This is a genomic window from Sulfurimonas sp. hsl 1-7 (assembly GCF_030577135.1).
GTDB lineage: Bacteria > Campylobacterota > Campylobacteria > Campylobacterales > Sulfurimonadaceae > Sulfurimonas > Sulfurimonas microaerophilus.
In genome coordinates this window covers 347,362-368,179 of record NZ_JAUIRR010000003.1, presented here as the reverse complement: position 1 = coordinate 368,179, position 20,818 = coordinate 347,362, and the positions used below count along the sequence as shown (strand labels likewise).

Genomic DNA, 20,818 nt, shown 5'->3' with positions numbered 1-20,818 from the left:
GTGTCATAGTAAAATGTTTTTATGAATCAAACAATCAACTATCTTAAACTTGGTGGGACGCTGTTTATCCCCGCTTCACACAAAAACCTCAATGAAATTCTAAATAATAAATATCCTGAATTAAAGTCATTGGTTATTGATTTTGAAGACGGACTTGAGCAAACAAAATTGCAGAGTGCTTATAAAACAGTTGAGAGTTTACTAGAAAAACATCAAAAAAAATCCCCCTATCTTTTTCTTCGTCCTAAAGACCAAATGCATCTAAAAGAGCTTTTAAAAATGTCAAATATTGAGACTGTAGATGGTTTTATATTGCCGAAGTTTTCACTAACAAATGCACAGGAATATTTAGAAGTGCTAGAGGGTACAAACTTTTACATAATGCCTAGTATAGAGGGTAAAGAGCTGTTTGATGTTGAAAAATTACAGCGTTTGAAAAAGATGTTGCTAACAAACAAACAGAAGATCCTGTTAGTACGGTTCGGTCTTGAAGATATGTTGCGACAACTTACGATGAGAAGAGGATGTGATGAGTCTATATTTGATTTTAGTGTAACGAATGTCGTGCTTGGAAATTTTCTCTCTATTTTTAAAAGTGAAGGTTTTGCGATCAGCGGTGGAGTCTATCCTTGTTTTAAAGATGAAGAGGGTTTTAAAAGAGATGTTTTACGTGATCTCAAAGAGGGGCTTTTCTCTAAAACTATTATTCACCCTAACCAAATAGCAGTTGTAAATGAACTCTATAAAGTAAGTGAATCTGAATATAAAGAGGCTAAAGCGATGCAAGAGAGTACGCAAGTAGTCTTTAATCAAAACGGAAAAATGGCAGAAAAACATACAATGCTTAGCTATTCTGAGCTGGTATTACAAAGAGCAGAGATATACGGTATTAAAAATAGATAGTTATTTTTGTCCCAACTTCAACTTTTGAATCTATTTCTATTTTATAATTATACTCTTGTGCAATCTGTTTAACAATACTGAGCCCTATCCCAAACCCTCCACCATAAGATGAAGCTCGTACATATCTTGTAAAAATAGTTTTTAATTTCTCTTTCTCAATACCGATCCCGTTATCTTCGATACTCATATACTCAGGAGTCGTAGTAATTGCTATAGTTCCGTTTTGATGTGAATATTTGATAGCATTTCCAAGCAAGTTGCTAATAAGCATTTTTGCTTTGGTTGGAGCTATTGTAATGATGGTTGGCTGGAGGTTTGTTGTAATTGTAAGATGCTTTTTTTTACTGAGTTCTTTTACATATTCAATCTGTTCTTGAACAATCGTAGAAAAGTTAAGTGTTTCATCAGACTCTTTTGTATCGAAGCTAACATAGGAAAGGGTTGCATAGATATCATGAAGTTGTTTGGTACTTATAGAGAGGTTATTTAGAATTTTTTCATCATAACTTTGTTTTTGTTTGAGTCGTGAGAGTGACATCATAAGTGCTGTAATCGGAGTATTTAGCTCATGTGTCGTATCTTTTACAAACTCCTCTATCTCTTGCATTTTATCTTTGATAGGTTTTAAAAAGATGTAGGAGAGAAACACTGCAATCATAATAATTAAGATAGCGGTAATTACAACTGCATAAGCAATTTTATTTTTGATTTTAGTAATATTTTTAAAATACTCATCACTTTGGACAATAATGTACTCTATACCTAGATGTCCCCCTGACCTTTTTGAGACCAGTGTAAAGATCATGTCATTCATGTAAAAATCTTTAGAAAAATCAACCTTTTGTACAAGGACGCCGTCAATGAGTAGTTCATCTTTATTGAGCAAAGCGACTGCCGTTTTGTCAAAAGGTTTTAACTCAAACTTTGTATTATTCATTGCAGCGTGAATAATCTCTGAACTGACAACATCTGCTATATGGTTCATTTTATAAAAGTTAGTACTTTTCTCCATAGCTACTTGAGATGTATAGAACCAGTATGCAGTGAGCGATAAAAAGATAAAAGAGCTTATAAGATAGAGTGCAAGAAAGGAATAAAACGATTTTTTTGTAATTTTATTCATATATATACCCTTCTGAACGGATAGTTTTTATTTTCTCTTTCCCAATAATATTTCTAATATCTCGTATATGTGATCGCAGGGTCGCTTCACTCGGCAGGGAGTCATAATCCCAAACATTTTGCATCAACTCGTCATTTGAAATTATACGTGCTTTGTTTTTTAAAAAATACTCAAGAATTAATGTATTTTTTTGTCCTAAAGATATAGTTTGATTCTCTTTATCGATCGTTTTTGTTTTAGGATTAAAAACAAGGTCTGAAGAGAGTTGTATGGAAGTTTGTTGATCGAGATTGAAAATTCGCTTTAAATTTAAAATTCTTGCTTGGAGTTCGTCAAGTTCAAACGGTTTTTTTATATAGTCGTGTGCACCCGCTTCAAACGCTTGTGTAAGGTGTTTTGTATCTTTATATGCCGTGATGAAAATGGTGGGTGTTGTATAACTAAACTCCCGTAACTCTTGTAACAGTCTAAGACCGTTTTTCCCTACGACATTAATATCAAAGATAAATAAATCGTAACTGTTTTTATCAAGCAGTGCATATACTTCATCTGAATGATAGGCATGATCTACAGTGTAGAGTTCACTTAGATAATCAACCAGGATATCTCCTAAAACAGGGTCGTCTTCCATTACAAGTATATGCATTTTTTTGGTCCTCTAAGAGCCATTTTAGCAGAACTAAAAAAATATAAAAAGGTATTTGTGCTATACTTGTATTACGAAGAGTAAGGATGAATAAAATTATGGAACATGTATATTTGGCGAGACAAGTAATTTTAAGAGAAGATGCATCTTTATTTGCATATGAGGTGTTGTACAGAGACTCAAAAAAAAGAAGTGGAGTGACGGATGACAGATATGCCAGTTCTGCCGTCATTAGCAGTATCTTAAACCGTTTTGGGGCAAAAGAGATTTTAAAAGGGAAACGGGCTTTTATCAAGATAGATGAAAAGTTTTTGTTAAGCGACCTTATCTTTACAATCCCGAATGAGTTTTTCATTTTCTCTTTATTTGATGATATTGAGATGGATGAGAGAATTATTGAAAGGATGGAGCAGCTGCACCATAAAGGTTATGTGCTTGGTGTTTCCGATACTGTTTTAAATATTCATACATTAGAAAAATATAATGTAGTACACCATTGTATCTCCTACTTTAAACTCGATTTTTCACAAGAGTTAGATAAAGATGCCGAGTCTATGATCGAGCATCTAAAAAGATCAAATGTTGAAATTATCGGTGCAAAAATCGATACTCAAGAGAAGTTTGAATTAGCGAAAAAAGTTGGATGTGATTATTTTCAGGGGTATTTTTTCGCAAAACCGAAAATACTTGAAAATGAAAAGTTTGAAGCATCGCGTGCTAATGTTTTACATCTTTATAACCTATTGATGCAAGAGACAAATATTGATGAACTGACAAACGAGTTTGAAAAGAACCCTGAGATATCTTTACAGTTATTGCAGTTTATAAATTCAGGTGCATTCTTTTTTATGAAACCGATATCGAGTATTCACCATGTTATTACTCTCTTGGGACGTGTAAAACTGGCACAATGGCTGATGCTTATGATCTACTCAAAATCGGTATCAAATAAAAATGAGCACTCCCCTTTAATGGAGATGATTCAAACAAGAGCCATAATGATGGAAAAGGTGTTAAAAATCATAAAACCGGAGAGTGGCTCTAATATGCTTGGAGAAGCATATTTCGTAGGTGTATTATCTTTACTCAATGTAGTACTTGGAGGGGACTTGGAAGAGTTGTTGAAAAGTTTACATATTTCTCAAGAGGTAAGAGATGCAATTTTAGAAGGCAAAGGCCTTTTAGGTGACATTTTTCAACTGGTAAAAGATGTTGAAGCATTTAATGTAGAAGGAATTATCATTTTTGAAACAAAATATCATTTAGACCCGCAAAGCATAAAAAAAGCGCTTGCAGAGTGTATAGAAATTGAGAAAAAACTTGCAAAATAGAGAGAAGTTTTCATCTGTAAATTTACCAAAAGAGATGGTGGAAAACTTAGAAAAACTTGGTTATGAGTATATGACTCCGATCCAAGAACAAAGTTTAACTCCTATATTGGAAAAACAAGACGTACTGGCAAAAGCTAAGACAGGAAGCGGTAAAACAGCCGCTTTTGGAATAGGGGTCTTATCACATATTGATGTGAAACGGTTTCGTGTCCAGTCTTTAATACTTTGTCCTACAAGAGAGCTTGCACAGCAAGTTGCAAAAGAGTTGAGAAATCTTGCAAAGTTTCAACATAACATTAAGATTTTAACGCTTATCGGCGGTGAATCTTTTGGAAAACAACTAGGCAGTTTAGCACATCATGCACACATTGTCGTAGGAACTCCCGGGAGAGTGTTAAAACATCTAAACAAAGGGAGTTTATCTCTTGATGAAGTAAACAGTTTTGTGTTAGATGAAGCAGATCGAATGCTTGATATGGGGTTTATTGAAGAGATCGACGGAGTAGTTTCATATATCCCCTCAAAGGTACAAACACTCCTTTTCTCCGCAACATATGATGATGAGGTTTTAGAGATCAGTAAAAAGTATCAGCAAGATCCTTTGTGCATTACAACCGAAGAACAAGAAGTGAAAAACGAGATTGAAGAGGTTTTCGTACAAACAGCTAACAAACAAAATACACTTTTAAAAGTGTTAGCACACTATAAACCAAATAATGCGATAGTGTTTGTAAATACTAAAAAAGAATCAGATGAATTGGCAGAGTTTTTACAAGACCATCATATAGATGCACTTTCGTTACACGGTGACCTCGAACAATATGACAGGATAGATACTCTTGTACAGTTTACAAATCACTCGTGTCGTATACTTATCGCTACAGATGTTGCTTCAAGAGGGCTTGATATTAAAGAGCTTGCTATGGTTATAAACTATGATATGGCACATACAAAAGAGGTTTACACACACAGAATAGGGCGAACGGCAAGAGCAGGGATGAAAGGACTGGCGGTAAGTTTGTACAATGAGAGTGCAGAACTTTTTGATGAAGATTCAGATAAACTCTTAGAAGATAGCGATTTTCAAAGCGATGAGAGTTTTACTATGCATGCCAAGTATAAAACACTTGTGATCGAGGGTGGAAAGAAAGACAAACTTCGTGCAGGCGACATTTTAGGTGCTTTAACTGCTGATAAATCTCTTGAAGGAAGTTCTATCGGTAAGATAGAGATATATGACAGACAAGCGTATGTAGCAATTGAAACCCATTTGATAGATAAAGCACACAAAAAACTAAACAATAATAAGATTAAGGCAAAAAAATTCTCGGTTTGGATACTTGAGTAATTATCGGTGAACTTGAAAAAAGATTTTTAATAGTGCTATAATAGTAGAAATAGAAACTATTAAGGAGGATGTTATGAAAGTAACACAGTATCTTTTTCAATCCCCTTATTCTAGTCCTGTACAGTTCGGTAGAGTTGATCCCTCAACAAAAGACTCATCACAGGGAAACACACAACTTTTAAACTCTACGAATGAAACAGCGAATAAGGCACAAGCGTTCAAGGCTACTCAAACAAAAGAGGTTACACCGACTGTAAGTGGAAAGTTGGATGTTTACGCATAAAGATTAACTGTTAAAAAAGATCGGCATGTCCGAAGAAGATCTTTTTAGTTTGATCTTTTTGCATCGACTCAAGCACTTCAACAGCTTTTTGTTTTGTGGGTGCATCAAAGTAGATCAGCATATTTCGTGAAAAAATATAATCAAATTTTTCTAAACTTTTAAATCTCTCTTCAAAAATATTAAAAATATGAAACTCAACAAGTTGTTTGATATCGCTTTTGAGATGAAATATCTCCCCTTCTTGTATAAAGTAACGTTGTTGCAGTTCATCGGAGAGGTTTCTTACATTACGTTCTCTGTAGTTTGCCTCTTTTGCTTTTGTAATTGCCTCTGAATTGATATCTATCCCTATAATCTTGAATCTATTGCTTGCTATACCCGCTTCTAAGAGTGCGATGGCAATTGAATAACTCTCCTCCCCGGTAGCACAAGGTGCACACAATATTCTAACGGGATGATTCTCTTGTTTTACAAGCGAAACGAGTTCAGCTATCTGGTTAAACTCTCTGTAAAAAAATGTTTCATTTGTAGTGAGTCTGTTGATGAGATCCTGTTTAAGATCTGCATCGTTTGAGATTTTCTCTAATAACTCTCTGTAGGAATATATATTATTGTTTTGACAAAAACTTTTTGCTTTAGAGTTAAGAATGGAGATCTGTTTATCAAAGGTGACACCCGTTAGGTCTTTAAAATATTCGGCTACGATTGTGACATCAGAAAAATCTTCTTGACGTTCTTCATATAAAGGTGTTTGCGTTTGTATTTTTTTAGGAAATAACCATTTAAACATTATCTTTCTCCGAAAATTTGTATCGCTTCAATAATTTTATCAAGATCCAATACTTCTATGTTCGCAACAGACTCTTTAGCCCGAGCAGGCATACCATATACTATAGCTGTTTTTTCACTTTCGGCTATACATTTAGCCCCATGTTCTGAAAGGAGTTTGCAACCTTCTACCCCGTCATCTCCGATACCTGTAAGTAAAATTGCAAGAATCTTATGTGTTGATGTGAGTGTGTTTACCGAATTAAAAAGGTGATTGATCTCAGGGTTAAAGTGTGCTTTCTCAGAGTGCTTTACCCGAACTTTTAACCCATCTATATCACTCGATATACTTGAGTTGTTTGTAGCAACATATATACATCCCTGCATAAATGTTTGTCCATCTTCACAGAGCATAATCTTATGATTTGTTTTGAGTGAAAGTCGTTTGACAAAACTTGGAAGGAACTCTTCACCCATATGTTGTGCGATAACAATACTAAAGGGTAATGGCTCCTCTAAAGAGGATAAGATTTTTTCTATATGTGCCGGTCCCCCTGTAGAGGCACCTATGAGCACAATTTTATTATGTTCTAAAGACTTCAAGTTTACTATTTAACTCTTCTGTCATTGAATTAAGATGTTCAGCAGCTGCTGCAATCTCTTCAACATTTCTTGCATTGGTACTTGAGATCTCATTAATAGAAGATACTTTAGAAGCGATTGCTTCTACACTTTTCCCTGTTGCTTCAAAATCAGATACTGTAGAATCTGTTGCTTGAACTGCAAGCTGTACAATCTCAACACTTTCATTGATTTTATCTTCAACTTCAGATGCTGCAATTGCTAAAGCCTGAATCTCTTGAGAGTTCTCACTCATTTGTGTGCTTGCATCGATAATAGACTGTACAATAACATTTATAGTAGCGTTGATCTCTACCAGTGATTTTTGTGTACGCTCTGCAAGTTGTCTAACTTCATCGGCAACTACTGCAAAACCACGTCCATGTTCCCCTGCACGAGCCGCTTCAATGGCAGCATTAAGGGCAAGTAGGTTTGTTTGATCAGCGATATCACTAATTACTTCAAGTACAGATTTTACTTGATTCGCATCGCTTGAGAGCGTGTTCATTCTATCTGAGAGTTCTATCTCTGTTTGTGCAGTTTGCTGCACTTTTGCATTCATAGATCTCACATCTTTACTTGCTGATGTTAAGTTCTCGTTTGCACGGATTATCTCTTTTTTACTTTCAACTGCATCAGAGATAGATAGTTGAATCTCATCACGGATTTTTTCAGCTGTATCGTTTGCCTCTTGTGTAACCGTTACAGATTTTTCAACATTGTTCCCTACACCCAGTGCAGTTGTTGAAAGCTCATGAGCGATCGAAGCGTTTTCATTTGAAGAGCGTTTAGTATTATCTATAAGTGCATGAAGCTCTGTTGTAAACATATTGAACCCTGTAGCAATCTCATTGATCTCTTGAGGAGCGTTGGTATCTACTTTAAGAGTAAGATCGTGATCTTGTGCAATTTGCAGCATCGCTGATTTAAACTTTTCTAATGGTTTTTTTAGTCCAACCATAATGATAAAATAAGCGATAGCTATACTGACAAGAATAGAAATAATCAGTATAGTACTCATTAATGTAGATGAATTCTCCAGTGCTGCTATTGATGATTCAGATAGCTTTTGTGTCCCCGCTAATCCTGCTTTATTCACTTTTTCAACAGAATCTAATGCAGCTAGAGCATACTTAGTCGCTTTTTTATTAAGAGTTGTGATCTCTGCATTTTTATCGATCTCTAGTTCGCTATTTTCATTTTGTTTATATAGCTTTTCAAGTCCATCACTTACTTGTTGATAAGCAGCAAGTTTCGCCTCAACATCCGGCAGTTCTTTTTTAAGAGCTTTTAAACGAGGGTATTGCAAAGCATGAGCTTTTAAAGCTTCTAACTCTTTAAAAATAGTTTCAAAACTTCTGTCGAATTGTGCTTTACTTGCAAGATCTCCCGATCCTAACTTAATCATACTGATTCTTGCTTTTGCAAAATCTCTTTCTAGTGCACTTGCTAGTGCTACCTCTTGAATATAGGCATCATTCAGAACTTTTGAATTAGAAGTGGCATTTGCCATATTATTGATGGCAACGGTCCCCATTATAATCATAGCGGCTAAGATCAATGTGAAACCTAAACTTATCTGTTTACTCAGGCTTAGTGAAAACATTAATAATTCCCTTTTATTTTTAGATGTGAGATTTTACATTAATAGTATTAAATCTTATTGAATAGTGATAGTGAAAGGTACTATAAAGCTTCTTTGATTTTTTCTTGAATGTCTTCTAAAATCCATTCCCATTTCCCAAAATTACTATTTGTATTAATGTGCCCTGCATTTGGAAGTACTATGGTTTTTACATTCAGTTCTTTTTGTAATGTTTCCGCTTCTTCGGTTTTCATATAGGGATCATTTGTAGAATAGATGAGTGTTGTATCTTCTGCATAAAGTTTGCTTGGAACACTCACGGGAAAAAATTCTTGAAGCTCTTGAATTTCACAGTTTAGGCTTGGAGGTGCAACGAGGTAGAGATGTTTTATCTCAGAGCTAAGACCTTGATTACATAAATGAAACCATAGAGTATTTGCTAAAGAGTGACATATGACAATATCAGGCTTGAACTCTTTTATAGCTTGAAGTGCTTCTGTTTTCCATTTTTCAAGTTTAGGTGCATCGAAATCGCTGAATTTTAAAAAGTTTACACATCCGTACTCTTTTGCTATTTCACCTGCCAACCAGCTTTGCCAGTGGGGAAAGTCACTTCCGCCCCATCCATGTAAAAGTAATACTTTTTTATACACATCAAACCTTTTTTGTAATATACACAAATCCTACACACAAAAATTATACAATGTTTTTAACTTAATACAAAAGGATAAAAAATGAAAAGATTAGGATTGATGAGTTTAATCGCTTCGGCAATGTTATTTGTAGCGTTTGGTGCTACTACATTAAGTGCGGAAAATGGCATGGGAAAATGTGGTAATGGCAACAATATGATGGACAATGATGATCGCCGCATGATGGAGAAAAGAGAGATGAAGCGTGATGGAAAATGCGGTAATGGCAAAGGGATGATGTACGATGATGACCGCGGTATGATGGACAACAGAGAGATGAAGCGTGACGGCAAATGCGGTGCGAAGAAAAAAGAGCCTAAAAAATATATGAAATGCGGTGCAGGAAAATGTGGATCGTAACATCTGCACTCTAAGGAGTAGGTTATGCTTATTAAAGATCTATATCTTGAATTTTCGAGACTTGCTGAACATCTCAAGTCTCTGGCGTTATTGTTTGCAAGGTTGATACTTGCATACGGTTTTTATGAACCGGCTATGATGAAATGGAGTGATATCTCTGCCGTTGCTGAGTGGTTTGGGACTATTGGGATCCCAATGCCCACACTAAATGCTTATATGGCTGCAACTACTGAGATAACAGGGGTTATCTTATTAACATTGGGACTCTTTACAAGAGCTATTTCGATACCGCTTATTGTAGTTATGATCGTGGCAATTGTTACAGTGCATCTGCCCCACGGTTTTAGTGCAGGAGATAACGGTTTTGAAATTCCTCTTTATTATATGTTGTTTTTGTTTATCTTTTTATCTCATGGAGCGGGAAAATTTTCCTTAGACAGAGTTATATTTGGAGATAAAAACTAAACATGGTATATAATATTTAGTATGAATAACTCAAGAAGAAAGTTTTTACAATACGGCTTTTTAAGCTCTTCGGTTTTTTTGTTTAACGGATGTACTCTTTTTGGTGTCACTACACCCTATGCAACGATTAAAGTACTCCAAAACGATCTTGTACCACAGGCTGAAGAGTTAGAGATTCATGTGATCTCATATATGCATATTGTCTTCAAGCATAAAAGAATCACAAAAAGCGATAAAGAGTTTTTAAAAAACGGTGTGAAATGGTTGAATGAAGAATCGATCAAGTCTTATCACAAAGAGTATGTAAAACTTGCAAAATATCAACGTGAATCTTTACTGCAGAGCATTGCAAAAACTTCGTGGGGTGAAAGTTTTCTGTATGATATTATGAATTACACCTTTGAAGCGATGTTAGGTGATCCGATCTACGGCGGAAATAATAAACAAGCCGGTTGGAAATGGTTGGAGTTTCAAGGTGGCATCCCCCGTCCAAAAAAGGTGTATATCTGATGTATGATATTTGTATAATTGGAAGCGGAGCCGGTGGTGCTCCGATCGCGTATGAACTCTCACGTGCAGGGTATAAAGTTATTGTCCTTGAAAAGGGTGAGTACTACAGTGAAAAAGATTTCAATAAAGATGAGTTAGCCGTATCGAGACGGGGGATGTTTACACCGCCGCTGAATGAACAAAAACATATCATTAATGAATATAAAGATGGGCAGTATAACCGCTATGACGGGGCTGAATATAATTGGAATTTTTGGAACGGCTCTTTGGTTGGAGGCTCTTCAAACTTAATGAGCGGTTATTTTCACAGACTCAAACCACAAGATTTTAAACTGCTCTCAACTTACGGTGCTATTGAAGGTGCAAACGTTGTCGATTGGCCCATTTCGTATGATGATTTGGAGCCCTATTATGACAAAGTGGAAAAAGTTATAGGGGTGAGCGGTAGAGTAGTTACACATAAGTTTCAAGAGCAGCGAACAACTCCGCAGTTTCCATTTCCAGAACTGAAAACAAACGGTGCCGTAAAATGGTTTGATCGTGCGTGTGATGCTTTAGGTTATACCTCTATACCGACACCTCGCGCTATCCTTTCTCAAGATTCCTTAGAGCGCAACAGCTGTTACTACTCAAATTTTTGCGGAAGTTACGGGTGTGCCAGCGGAGCAAAGGGGAGTGCAAGGGCTGCACTGCTGCAGAAATGTGATGCAAAGATAGTTACAGATGCTTTTGTATACCGCTTAAAGAGTGACGGGAAACGGGTAAATAAAGCGTACTATAAAACAAAACACAACATTCCCCATGTGGTAAATGCGAAGATCTTTGTATTGGCAGCTCAAGCGATTGAAACATCAAGACTGCTACTCAACTCAAAAGATAAGTACTTTCCACACGGTTTGGCCAATAACAATAACCAAGTTGGAAAAAATCTTATCTTCTCTGCCGGCGGGATGGGGAGTGGACGCTTTATTTTTGAAAAGCTCTCAAAAAAACAGCAACAAGAGTTGATGGAAGTTGGAGTCTTTTTTAACAGAAGTTTGCAAGACTGGTATGAGTATAAAGAGGGTGAAAAGTTGTATAAAGGGGGGACGATCGACTTTTTATTTGAACATCAAAATATCATATCCCGTGTCAATCAAGAAGTGTATGACGAAAAGGGGAATTTAATGTGGGGCGAGGCTTTGATGGAGAAGATCCATAAAAGACTCACAACCTCCCGTGTTTTGACATTTGAAGTTTTTAACGACTGGTTGCCTACCGACAGATGTTTTGTAGATGTCGATAAAGAGGAGAAAGATAAATACGGTATGCCCGTAGGTGTTATCAATCTTTATGGACATAAACAGGATATAGAAGTGGGTGAGTTTTTGGCAAAAAAAGCCCTAAAGGTTTTAGAAAAGATGGGCGCCGTTGAGATAGAGTATAACATCTCAAGTGCTCCGCCGCCTAACTTAGTTGCCGGAGGATGCAGATTTGGAGACGATCCGAACACCTCGGTTCTTGATCGCAACTGTAAGGCCCATGAACTCGAAAATCTTTATGTAAGCGATGCGAGTTTTATGCCGACAGGGGGAAGCGTACCTTATACATGGACCATTTATGCAAACTCTTTTCGTGTGGCGGAGAAGATTAAAGAGGTATTGAGCTAAGGTACACAAACTTTACACACTCTTTTTATATACTTAAATCATAAAAATCTATAAAAAAGATAGAACGATGATGAGATATATTGTAATTTTACTTTTTTGTTTTTCGGCTGTAACATATGGAGAAACGCTTGAACAGTTGATCGATACGGCACTGAGAAACAACCCCTCTTTAGAGATGTTAGCGACAAAAATTCAGGCAAATAGTTATGCCGTAGAGCAAAGCGATCATGTTGAGAATCCAAAACTGCTGCTGAGCACAAATAGTTTAGACACAAATGAAAAGATGCATCAGACTATTCTCACCTTGCAACAAAAGATCCCTTTTTACGGGAAACGCGATGCAAAAGAGGGAGTGCTCAAGGCAGAGGGTTCAGTTCTTGAAGAACAACTCAACTTTGCCCGTGTAGAGCTGATAAAAAAACTAAAAATTGAAGCGTATGCGATCTGGGAACTTGAAGCCCTTTATGCACTCAATGCAGAGTATATCGCTTTGACACAACAAAATATATCCCTATACGAATCGTATGCTTCTATCTCAAGTGCAGAACACATGGGGCTTATGAAAGCGGAACTCTCACTCAGTGATCTGAAAATTATCCAGAGCAAACTCAAAGCGCAGCTCAAAGTTGCTTACGCACACCTCTCTTATCTGTGTGCAAGCGATGTGACAAACTTAGAACTCTCCTTAAAAATGGGGGATAAATCAGATATATCAAAGCTCAAAGCGCAACTGCGAAACAATCCGAAACTTTTGGTTGAAGAGAAAAAACTCTCTAAACAAAATGCCGCACTCAAGATGGTTGATTTGACAAATTACCCCGATCTGACTCTTGTTGTAGGATATTCCCATAGAGATAATTTTGATGACTTTTTTAATTTCGGTGTGGGGCTGAGTCTTCCGATCTACGGCAGTGAAGATCTAAAAGTGCAAGAGCAAAGAGCACATCTGCTTGCTCAAAAAAATGCACAAACAGATACACAGTATTTGATAGATCAGGAGTTGCAAAGCTATATTGCACAGATGGATTCGGCACGGGAGATCTATCATATTGTTCAAGAGGACGCTTTGCCGAAAGTGGAGCATATGTTTGACCTTTCAAACGCTTCAGTAAGAGTGGGCGGGGATCTGTTCAAATATATAGACGTGCTTTTTACGAAGCTCTCTTTAGAGAAAAAAAGTATTGCCGCAATCGGTGATTACTATAAAGCAAAAGCAAAAATTTCGGCATTGGCAGGTATGAAACGATGAAAATATTAGTCTTCTTTTTAGTAATGGTTATAAGCGTAAGTGCAGAACCGACTGTAAAACAACTTTTTTCGGTGCAAAAAGTGGGTGTGAAAAAAGAGTTTGCAAGTCATACACTCAAAGTCTACGGTTATGTTCAGGTAGATGAGAAAAATATTTATGAAGTAACTCCGCGTTTTGGTGGTTATGTTGAGAAGCTCTTTGTCGATACCCTTTACACGAAGGTTAAAAAAGGGGAGCCTCTGGCTACTGTGTATTCGCCAGAAGTATATAAAGCAAAAGAGGATTATCTTAACTCATACTATTACGCGAAAAAAAGCGCAGCTAAGGGGATGGTAGAGAGTGCGAGAAAAAAACTCTCTCTGCTTGGTGTAAGCGAGAAGGAGATCACTGCTGTTATCAAGGGTAAAAAAGTGGAGCCCTATACTACGATCTATGCACCAAAGAGCGGTTATGTCTTTGGAAAAAACATCTTTTTAGGGGGAGCATTTCATCCCAAAAAGATGCTATATAAAATAGTTGACTTGGATGATGTATGGGTTGAGGCAAAACTGTTTGATAAAGATATCCAAACGCTTAAAAGTATCGAGAATTTTAGGGTTGTCGACCCAAACAGCGGGATGAAGTTTCAAGCGAAAAAAAGCCTTTTGTATCCGAAACTCGATCCGAAAAAAGCTGCATATACGCTTCGTTTATCTCTAAAAAACAGAGCTGATACACTTGCGGTAGGTGCATACGTAAATGTTGTAGGTGAGAGTAAAAAAGAGGAGTATCTAACTTTACCGAAAACGGCAGTTATCCGAAAAAACGGCAAGTTTTACAGTTTTTTAGTGACGGAGTTTGAGGGGGAGTATGAGCCAAAAGAGATCAAGGTAAAAGCGCTTAATCATGATCGTTACAGAGTTGTAGATGGTTTGGATGTTGGGGATGAGGTTGTCAATAATGCTCTGTTTATGATCGACAGCGATACGCAGATTAACAATCTGTACTAAAGGGATTTATGATGATAGAAAAGATTATAGACTTTAGTATTAAAAACAAGTTTCTCATCTTGTTTGCGACACTTTTTTTAGTCATAGGCAGTATTTGGAGTATGCGTAATACCCCGTTAGACGCTCTGCCTGATCTTTCCCCGCCACAGGTAATCGTACAGGTAAAATATAATGGTCAGTCTCCCCAAACCATAGAGGAGCAAGGTACTTATCCGCTGGTCTCAGAATTTCTTTCAATCGCAAATATAGAGACGGTACGCGGGTATTCCACTTATGAAAATGCTTTGATCTATATCATATTTAAAGAAGATACCGATCTTTACTGGGCGAGAAGCCGGGTACTTGAGCAGTTAGCCACAGTGCAATCAAAACTTCCAAAAAATATGAGTGTGACACTCGGACCCGATGCAAGCGGTGTCGGCTGGGTGTATGAGTATGCATTGAGTTCAAAAACGAAAAACTTGAGTGAACTTCGCACTTTGCAGGATTATTACTATAAATACGCCTTGATGGGTGTTGATGGAGTCAGCGAAGTTGCTTCAATAGGGGGTTTTGTTCCAACTTATGAGGTGAGTGTTACAAACGATACACTCGTAAAGTATAACTTGAGTATCAATGAGATTGCACAGGTGTTGCAAAAAAATAATAACGACACGGGCGGACGGATTGTCATTAAAAACGGTTACGAATGGATGGTGCAGGCAAAAGGGTACCTTAAAAACTTAGATGATATCAAAAAGCTTACGGTAGCGCTGAAAGATGGAGTCCCTCTTACACTCGGTGATATTGCAGATGTACGTCTTGTACCTGCAGCTCGTCGCGGTATGGCTGATCTTGATGGTCAAGGGGAAGTGGTCGGTGGTATCGTGCTTGTCCGTTACGGTGAAGATGTTTACAAAGTACTGCAAAATATCAAGGTAAAGATGAAAGAGCTTAAAATAGATGGGGTTGATGTAACTACCGTGTATGACCGCTCCGAGCTGATAGACGGGGCTTTGGGCACTTTAAAAGATACGCTGATTGAAGAGAGCATTATCGTAATCGTTGTAATTGGTCTTTTTCTCCTTCATTTTCGATCAGCCTTGATAGTTCTTTTTATAGTCCCTTTGACTGTCGGAGTTACTTTTTTACTTATGAAGTTTTTTGGAGTCGGTTCAAACATCATGAGTTTGGGCGGGATTGCCATCGCCATAGGAGCGATGGTAGATGCCTCGATTGTAATGATCGAAAATGCCCACAAAATGCTTAATAAATTTTATGTACAGCATTCCAGAGAACCTGATTATAAAGAGCGTTTTGAGATTGTTTTACAATCCTCACAAAGAGTAGGTCGTCCAATCTTTTTCGCACTTACACTGATCGTGGTTTCTTTTTTACCTATTTTTGCACTTTCAAATCAGGAAGGGCTGCTTTTTACCCCTTTAGCTTTTACAAAAACCTTTGCGATGAGTGCCGGAGCTATGCTGAGTATCACACTGGTACCTGTACTTATTCTCCTTTTTGTAAAAGGAAAAATTATGGATGAAACTCGTAATCCGATTAATCGTTTTTTTATTGTGATCTACCATCCGATACTCACATATGCACTCAAGCTGAGATATATTTTGATTCTGTTTTTGCTTGTCTCTCTGGGTTCTATTTATCCCCTTTATAATGCTTTGAAGTGGGAATTTATGCCGATGTTAAATGAACAGACCTTTATGTACATGCCGGTTACCCCTTACGGAATCAGCATCGATCAGTCAAAAGCACTGACACAAAAAACCGATGCGATCATCAAAAGTTTTCCCGAGGTTGAGCATGTTTTTGGAAAAGGGGGGAGGGCAAACAGTGCTACCGATCCGGCACCGCTTGGGATGGTTGAGAGCATTATTACTTTTAAACCGAAATCACAGTGGAGAGAGGGTGTGACCTATGAGTCACTTAAAGAGGATATGGAACGTGCTCTTGATATCCCTGGACTGACAAATTCATGGACCTATCCTATTCGGGGTCGTATAGATATGCTCCTTAGCGGTATACGCACGCCTATCGGGATTAAACTCTACGGAAAAGATGCAAAAGGGTTGCAAAAGTATGCTAAAGAGATTGAAGAGAAACTGAGAACTTATGACAAAACACTTTCAGTCCTTGCGGATCAGGCAGGTACGGGGTACTATCTTTATGTCGATCTTAATGAAGATAAGCTGCAGCGATATGGGCTTACAAAAGCACAAGTGTTACAGTATATCTCTTTTGGTGTCGGGGGGCTTAAACTCTCGATGCTTTATAAAGGGTTGGAGCGTTACCCGATCGCACTGCGTCTTGAGGACAGGGACCGCGATACTCTGGCATCTGTAAAAAATATCCAGATCAAAACAAAACTCGGGTTTGTACCGCTTGGCTCTTTGGCAGATGTTTATTATAAAGAAAATCAGTCGGTGATTAAAAGCGAACTTGCAAAACCGGTTACCTTTATCTATATCACACCTCAAGAGGGTGTGAGTGTAAAAGAGTATGTCTCAGGTGCGAAAAAGATGCTTGAGAGTGTAAAACTTGAAGATGGTTACTACATAGAGTTTGCGGGACAGTCGCAGTATCTCGATCGTGCAATGGAGAAGATTATATGGATCATTCCTCTTGTACTTTTAGTGATAATGGTACTTATCTATCTAGCACTTAGAAAAATTATCCCGACACTGATAGTCTTTTTTAGTTTGCCGTTTGCACTTTTAGGGGGACTTCTTTATATCTATATGCTTGATTTTTCTATGAGTATAGCTGTGATTGTCGGATTTTTAGCACTGCTTGGAGTGGCTGCAGAGACAGCTATAGTGATGATTGTTTATTTGCAAGAGGCGGTAAGCGGAGCCAAAGATATACGAGCTGCCATCTATGAAGGGGCTGTACAGCGTGTGCGTCCAAAATTGATGACAACTTTCTCCATACTTGCGGGGCTTGCACCGATCATGTATACAAACGGCATAGGGAGTGAGGTGATGCAGCGCATTGCAGCTCCAATGCTGGGAGGAATTGTAAGTTCGGCTATACTGAGTCTTGTTATAATACCGATACTTTATGAGATTTATGCAAAATGGGAGATGAAACGATGATACAAACATTTCAGGTACAAAATGTAAAGTGTACAGGGTGTGCTAATACCTTGACAACAAAGCTCAAAGAGCAGTTCGGTGAAATCGAAGTCAATTTGGATGTTATGCCTCGTGAGATCACTTTAAAAATAGTAGAAGAGGAGATCGAAATGTTACGCAGAGAGTTAAAGAAACTCGGATACCCTATGAGTGACGAGAAACTTGATTTTTTAGATACCAATGCCGCAAAAGCGAAAAGTTTCGTCTCTTGCGCTATCGGTAAGTTTGAATTGGCAAAAGAGTAGATGATGATTAAAAATATTTTTTTCCTTCTTGTTTTAGGCTTGATTCTGGCTGGATGTAACGAACAGAAGGAGACAAAAAAAACAGCCCCTGCCGCTATGAAATGCGGTGTAGGAAAATGCGGTGCAAACCTTGTTGACGGCAGCGGTGTCCTGGCTAAGAAGAAAAAAAATATAATTAGTCAGATGCGTGAGGACGATACACGAAGAGAGTGTGTGCTCAAGGCAAAAACTACGAAAGCTGTTTATGATTGTATCCGCTCACCTGAAACGGGTAAACTTACAAAATAACATTATAAGTAAACTTTATTTTTTATAACTAATACATTTAATAGTTATTATAATTTTTTTTAATTCATAAAACAGTGCTTCTGTTAAAGAATATGAAAATTTACATAATAATACCTTATTTAAGTAGATTTCAATTAGCGTTAAGCTTCTCTCTCCTATAATCACATTTATATCACAAAATATTATAAAACATAATTTAAATCGGAGCCTCTTGCTATTAAGTTTTTTTATAGTTATTGCAAGTGTAGTCTCCTATATTGATTATAAAAAAAGATTGATACCAGACAAGATCATTATTCCTGCGATATTATTTATGGGTTTATTAAAGTGGAGTAATGAAACACTGGTAATGACGGATTTTATAGCCGTAGGTTTAGTAGTTTTTATCTTTATAATACCTATACTTTTTGGTATGGTTTTTGGTGGTGGAGATATAAGGTATGGTGCCTTTTGTGCACTTTTTTTAGGTTTGGAACAAGTAGGTGTTTTTATAGCACTCTCAGGAGTGATACATCTGATGATTTTAGCCTTACTGCAGAGAAAATCGTTTGCCTTCGCACCTGCTATGACGTTAGCGGCATTAGGGGCTTATATGTTAGGGAAAATATGAGAAAAGCTTCGGCTGCTTTAGTACCATTGTTAATTGCCATAATGACACTGTTTTGGTTCATCATGATTATAGGCGGATCGGATGACAACTTACATACCATAAACAATGTAAGTAAGTTACAAAAAGTACAAGAGAAGTTACTGATATCTTCGGTGAAGTACCGCTACAAAATAGAAGCTGAAGCAAAAGAGCAAAATGCAACTCTTTCAGAAGCACAGGTGAATCAAAACGTAGATGCTTATGTAGAGTATATCATGGTTAAGAACAAGATAGAAAACGGGGGAGGGTGAGATTTAATGTTAAGTAAAATAGTAGGGTCACTATTGTTAATAGGTGTAACACTTTTAGCGGTAGAAACAGATACAAATGTTACTTTTGGAGAAGAAAGAAATTTAGGACAGGATCAGTACGGAAATAATGTTTATGAAAGAGATGTCACAATAGAGACAACTAATTTCAAAGTAGATAATTATTGGAAAAAATTTTCACTAAACGGTTCAGGGACAGCACAGGAAAACTTTGAGCTTATTTCAACATCGGGAACTGTTCAAATTAATGTAGAAAGTTCTTTTGCTTGTAAAGATGGTGCTTTAGATACGGCTGGATGTTCAGGACAGAAACCATTTTTGTTGAACCAAAACACACTTGATAATTTAGATTTGCAAAAAGATGCTAACGGTAATGATTTACCTACAGGTGAATACAGAATCCCTTTTAATTCGGCAAAAGAGTACAATACAACGGCAGATGATGCCTTTTATCCGATAGATGTTTATAGAGATGGTATGTATTATCAGGAAACGGTAGCTAATGACCATCTTTCTGAAAAACCAAAGACTTTTTTTGGTTTTATGACTAAGATGTTTGTGAATTTTTTTGCCTCTTTGACAGCAGAGAGTTTAAGTTTAATCGATTCTCCTGAAATTAGAAATAGATATATAGCCAATATTACTTTTGGTTTACAGAAAGATTATTTCATTCCAAAAAACAGTACAATTTATACAAATGAGGTAAATACGTCAGATAATACGAAAAGAGTCTCTTTGGTGGATTATACTATTCAAGAGGATTCTGCTCAAGAGGAGACGTGTAACGTTTTCTTTTTTACATTCACTTCTGGAAGTTCTACTTGTAAAGGGGTGAGTTTCTTTGGTCTTTCAAGTTTCATCCCTTTTATTACAAATGCACCGGATTTGAAAATAGTACCGGCAATAGTTGCAGAAGACACAGAGTCTACTCTTTTAACATTGGCAGGAAAATTAGACGGAGTTAACTATATTACAGAAAAACTTGATCCAAATACCGGTACAAGCTTTTTAACTGAGATGTTTAAGCCTATGAGTTTTATGTTTGATTCGATGATGAAGTTTTTCTTCGGTTCAACTGCAAAAGAACTTACACAGGTTGTGATGTTGGATTTTAACTTTACAAATCCTATGGCACTTACTTTCTTAGAAACTGACGGCAGCACAGTAACTGATTTTAAATATTTTACACTGCTTGGTCTTGAGAGTGTATATGGTACAGAAGTGGAAGCTTGTACGGTGAAAAAATTGATATGGCCATTTCCACCTATGTATAACAAAAATACATATTATAAAAATATATATACAAATACCGAATTTGATCTCGGTACCTCTTATACAGACTATTCAGAATTGAATATTACAACAACAACGAAAACTACATGGGGCGTTACTAAAACAACAGGTACGGCAAACGTATCAAACGAAGATTGGCTGGATTGGTGTATGAGAAATAAAAATGAAACATCAACATCATGGCTTTTTGATATGTTTTCATTTATGATTCCTACCCTTGGTACAACAGAGGGGGGAGTAACGTATGATGAGCAACTTGATGCCGTTATCAATGCAGAGAATTGGAAGGTTGATGAATTTCAAAGTAAAGTGCATAAAGGCTTGATCTTACATCTTAAAGAGATTCAAAACGGTTTTGAACCCGAAGCAGCAGGTACAACATCAACCTATAAATTAATGAATATTCAAAGAGGCAACTAAT

At 37.0% G+C, this 20,818-nt stretch carries 22 protein-coding genes; 16 read left to right on the top strand and 6 right to left on the bottom strand.

What is annotated here, in order from left to right; translation table 11 throughout:
- Positions 1–21 precede the first annotated feature (21 nt).
- A complete protein-coding gene (locus QWY88_RS08415; protein ID WP_304545946.1) occupies positions 22–903 on the top strand; it encodes an HpcH/HpaI aldolase/citrate lyase family protein in 882 nt (293 codons plus the stop codon).
- Here the strand turns inward: QWY88_RS08415 and QWY88_RS08410 are convergent.
- Positions 890–2,026: a sensor histidine kinase gene (locus QWY88_RS08410; protein ID WP_304545945.1), complete on the bottom strand. Its 1,137-nt coding sequence runs from the start codon at positions 2,024–2,026 to the stop codon at positions 890–892. The genes QWY88_RS08415 and QWY88_RS08410 overlap by 14 nt on opposite strands.
- On the bottom strand, positions 2,019–2,672 hold the full coding sequence (locus QWY88_RS08405; protein ID WP_304545944.1) for a response regulator transcription factor: 654 nt from the start codon (positions 2,670–2,672) through the stop codon (positions 2,019–2,021). Before QWY88_RS08405 ends, QWY88_RS08410 begins: the two co-directional genes overlap by 8 nt.
- An 86-nt stretch (positions 2,673–2,758) precedes the next feature.
- Between QWY88_RS08405 and QWY88_RS08400 the strand changes: the two genes are divergently transcribed.
- From QWY88_RS08400 to QWY88_RS08390, 3 genes are all read left to right on the top strand, one after another.
- Complete coding sequence (locus tag QWY88_RS08400; protein ID WP_304545943.1) at positions 2,759–4,003, top strand: EAL and HDOD domain-containing protein; 1,245 nt, start codon at positions 2,759–2,761, stop codon at positions 4,001–4,003.
- On the top strand, positions 3,993–5,351 hold the full coding sequence (gene dbpA / locus QWY88_RS08395) for an ATP-dependent RNA helicase DbpA (protein WP_304545942.1): 1,359 nt from the start codon (positions 3,993–3,995) through the stop codon (positions 5,349–5,351). Before QWY88_RS08400 ends, dbpA begins: the two co-directional genes overlap by 11 nt.
- Before the next feature lie 73 nt (positions 5,352–5,424).
- On the top strand, positions 5,425–5,634 hold the full coding sequence (locus QWY88_RS08390; RefSeq protein ID WP_304545941.1) for a hypothetical protein: 210 nt from the start codon (positions 5,425–5,427) through the stop codon (positions 5,632–5,634).
- Between the two features lie 10 nt (positions 5,635–5,644).
- Here QWY88_RS08390 and QWY88_RS08385 read toward each other — a convergent pair whose 3' ends face one another.
- From QWY88_RS08385 to QWY88_RS08370, 4 genes are all read right to left on the bottom strand, one after another.
- Positions 5,645–6,424 carry a CheR family methyltransferase gene (locus tag QWY88_RS08385; RefSeq protein WP_304545940.1) on the bottom strand — a complete coding sequence of 260 codons (780 nt, stop codon included), beginning with the start codon at positions 6,422–6,424 and terminating at the stop codon, positions 5,645–5,647.
- On the bottom strand, positions 6,424–6,978 hold the full coding sequence (locus tag QWY88_RS08380) for a CheB methylesterase domain-containing protein (protein ID WP_304545939.1): 555 nt from the start codon (positions 6,976–6,978) through the stop codon (positions 6,424–6,426). Before QWY88_RS08380 ends, QWY88_RS08385 begins: the two co-directional genes overlap by 1 nt.
- A gap of 7 nt (positions 6,979–6,985) precedes the next feature.
- The gene (locus QWY88_RS08375; RefSeq protein ID WP_304545938.1) at positions 6,986–8,629 is read right to left on the bottom strand and encodes a methyl-accepting chemotaxis protein; all 1,644 of its coding nucleotides are present in this window, start codon (positions 8,627–8,629) and stop codon (positions 6,986–6,988) included.
- Positions 8,630–8,709: 80 nt separating this feature from the next.
- Positions 8,710–9,261 carry an RBBP9/YdeN family alpha/beta hydrolase gene (locus QWY88_RS08370; RefSeq protein WP_304545937.1) on the bottom strand — a complete coding sequence of 184 codons (552 nt, stop codon included), beginning with the start codon at positions 9,259–9,261 and terminating at the stop codon, positions 8,710–8,712.
- An 81-nt stretch (positions 9,262–9,342) separates the two neighbouring features.
- Here QWY88_RS08370 and QWY88_RS08365 point away from each other — a divergent pair, with 81 nt between their 5' ends.
- From QWY88_RS08365 to QWY88_RS08310, 12 genes are all read left to right on the top strand, one after another.
- The gene (locus tag QWY88_RS08365; RefSeq protein ID WP_304545936.1) at positions 9,343–9,660 is read left to right on the top strand and encodes an HvfA family oxazolone/thioamide-modified RiPP metallophore; all 318 of its coding nucleotides are present in this window, start codon (positions 9,343–9,345) and stop codon (positions 9,658–9,660) included.
- 24 nt (positions 9,661–9,684) lie between these two features.
- Positions 9,685–10,125 (top strand): HvfX family Cu-binding RiPP maturation protein, encoded by a 441-nt coding sequence (locus tag QWY88_RS08360; protein ID WP_304545935.1) that lies wholly within the window; start codon positions 9,685–9,687, stop codon positions 10,123–10,125.
- A gap of 21 nt (positions 10,126–10,146) precedes the next feature.
- On the top strand, positions 10,147–10,635 hold the full coding sequence (locus tag QWY88_RS08355) for a gluconate 2-dehydrogenase subunit 3 family protein (protein WP_304545934.1): 489 nt from the start codon (positions 10,147–10,149) through the stop codon (positions 10,633–10,635).
- Positions 10,635–12,284 (top strand): GMC family oxidoreductase, encoded by a 1,650-nt coding sequence (locus QWY88_RS08350; protein WP_304545933.1) that lies wholly within the window; start codon positions 10,635–10,637, stop codon positions 12,282–12,284. Before QWY88_RS08355 ends, QWY88_RS08350 begins: the two co-directional genes overlap by 1 nt.
- Before the next feature lie 70 nt (positions 12,285–12,354).
- On the top strand, positions 12,355–13,533 hold the full coding sequence (locus QWY88_RS08345) for a TolC family protein (RefSeq protein WP_304545932.1): 1,179 nt from the start codon (positions 12,355–12,357) through the stop codon (positions 13,531–13,533).
- Positions 13,530–14,522: an efflux RND transporter periplasmic adaptor subunit gene (locus QWY88_RS08340; RefSeq protein WP_304545931.1), complete on the top strand. Its 993-nt coding sequence runs from the start codon at positions 13,530–13,532 to the stop codon at positions 14,520–14,522. Before QWY88_RS08345 ends, QWY88_RS08340 begins: the two co-directional genes overlap by 4 nt.
- An 11-nt stretch (positions 14,523–14,533) precedes the next feature.
- Complete coding sequence (locus tag QWY88_RS08335; protein WP_304545930.1) at positions 14,534–17,614, top strand: efflux RND transporter permease subunit; 3,081 nt, start codon at positions 14,534–14,536, stop codon at positions 17,612–17,614.
- A complete protein-coding gene (locus QWY88_RS08330) occupies positions 17,611–17,898 on the top strand; it encodes a heavy-metal-associated domain-containing protein (RefSeq protein ID WP_304545929.1) in 288 nt (95 codons plus the stop codon). Before QWY88_RS08335 ends, QWY88_RS08330 begins: the two co-directional genes overlap by 4 nt.
- Positions 17,899–17,901: 3 nt before the next feature.
- The gene (locus tag QWY88_RS08325) at positions 17,902–18,186 is read left to right on the top strand and encodes a hypothetical protein (RefSeq protein WP_304545928.1); all 285 of its coding nucleotides are present in this window, start codon (positions 17,902–17,904) and stop codon (positions 18,184–18,186) included.
- Between the two features lie 211 nt (positions 18,187–18,397).
- The gene (locus QWY88_RS08320) at positions 18,398–18,796 is read left to right on the top strand and encodes a prepilin peptidase (protein ID WP_304545927.1); all 399 of its coding nucleotides are present in this window, start codon (positions 18,398–18,400) and stop codon (positions 18,794–18,796) included.
- Entirely contained in the window at positions 18,793–19,086 is a 294-nt protein-coding gene (locus QWY88_RS08315) for a hypothetical protein (RefSeq protein WP_304545926.1), read from the top strand. The genes QWY88_RS08320 and QWY88_RS08315 overlap by 4 nt, the downstream gene beginning before the upstream one ends.
- 33 nt (positions 19,087–19,119) lie before the next feature.
- Positions 19,120–20,817, top strand: coding sequence for a hypothetical protein (locus QWY88_RS08310; RefSeq protein ID WP_304545925.1), 1,698 nt, complete (start codon positions 19,120–19,122; stop codon positions 20,815–20,817).
- Position 20,818 lies beyond the last annotated feature (1 nt).

What these genes read in the sequence shown, in the direction of transcription:
- QWY88_RS08365 (WP_304545936.1), top strand. Translation starts at nt 9,343, where the DNA reads ATGAAAAGATTAGGATTGATGAGTTTAATCGCTTCGGCAATGTTATTT.
- QWY88_RS08325 (WP_304545928.1), top strand. Translation starts at nt 17,902, where the DNA reads ATGATTAAAAATATTTTTTTCCTTCTTGTTTTAGGCTTGATTCTGGCT.
- QWY88_RS08405 (WP_304545944.1), bottom strand. Translation starts at nt 2,672, where the DNA reads ATGCATATACTTGTAATGGAAGACGACCCTGTTTTAGGAGATATCCTG.
- QWY88_RS08340 (WP_304545931.1), top strand. Translation starts at nt 13,530, where the DNA reads ATGAAAATATTAGTCTTCTTTTTAGTAATGGTTATAAGCGTAAGTGCA.
- QWY88_RS08400 (WP_304545943.1), top strand. Translation starts at nt 2,759, where the DNA reads ATGAATAAAATTATGGAACATGTATATTTGGCGAGACAAGTAATTTTA.
- QWY88_RS08335 (WP_304545930.1), top strand. Translation starts at nt 14,534, where the DNA reads ATGATAGAAAAGATTATAGACTTTAGTATTAAAAACAAGTTTCTCATC.
- QWY88_RS08345 (WP_304545932.1), top strand. Translation starts at nt 12,355, where the DNA reads ATGAGATATATTGTAATTTTACTTTTTTGTTTTTCGGCTGTAACATAT.
- QWY88_RS08330 (WP_304545929.1), top strand. Translation starts at nt 17,611, where the DNA reads ATGATACAAACATTTCAGGTACAAAATGTAAAGTGTACAGGGTGTGCT.
- QWY88_RS08390 (WP_304545941.1), top strand. Translation starts at nt 5,425, where the DNA reads ATGAAAGTAACACAGTATCTTTTTCAATCCCCTTATTCTAGTCCTGTA.
- QWY88_RS08350 (WP_304545933.1), top strand. Translation starts at nt 10,635, where the DNA reads ATGTATGATATTTGTATAATTGGAAGCGGAGCCGGTGGTGCTCCGATC.
- QWY88_RS08315 (WP_304545926.1), top strand. Translation starts at nt 18,793, where the DNA reads ATGAGAAAAGCTTCGGCTGCTTTAGTACCATTGTTAATTGCCATAATG.
- QWY88_RS08360 (WP_304545935.1), top strand. Translation starts at nt 9,685, where the DNA reads ATGCTTATTAAAGATCTATATCTTGAATTTTCGAGACTTGCTGAACAT.
- QWY88_RS08385 (WP_304545940.1), bottom strand. Translation starts at nt 6,424, where the DNA reads ATGTTTAAATGGTTATTTCCTAAAAAAATACAAACGCAAACACCTTTA.
- QWY88_RS08355 (WP_304545934.1), top strand. Translation starts at nt 10,147, where the DNA reads ATGAATAACTCAAGAAGAAAGTTTTTACAATACGGCTTTTTAAGCTCT.
- QWY88_RS08415 (WP_304545946.1), top strand. Translation starts at nt 22, where the DNA reads ATGAATCAAACAATCAACTATCTTAAACTTGGTGGGACGCTGTTTATC.
- QWY88_RS08410 (WP_304545945.1), bottom strand. Translation starts at nt 2,026, where the DNA reads ATGAATAAAATTACAAAAAAATCGTTTTATTCCTTTCTTGCACTCTAT.
- QWY88_RS08375 (WP_304545938.1), bottom strand. Translation starts at nt 8,629, where the DNA reads ATGTTTTCACTAAGCCTGAGTAAACAGATAAGTTTAGGTTTCACATTG.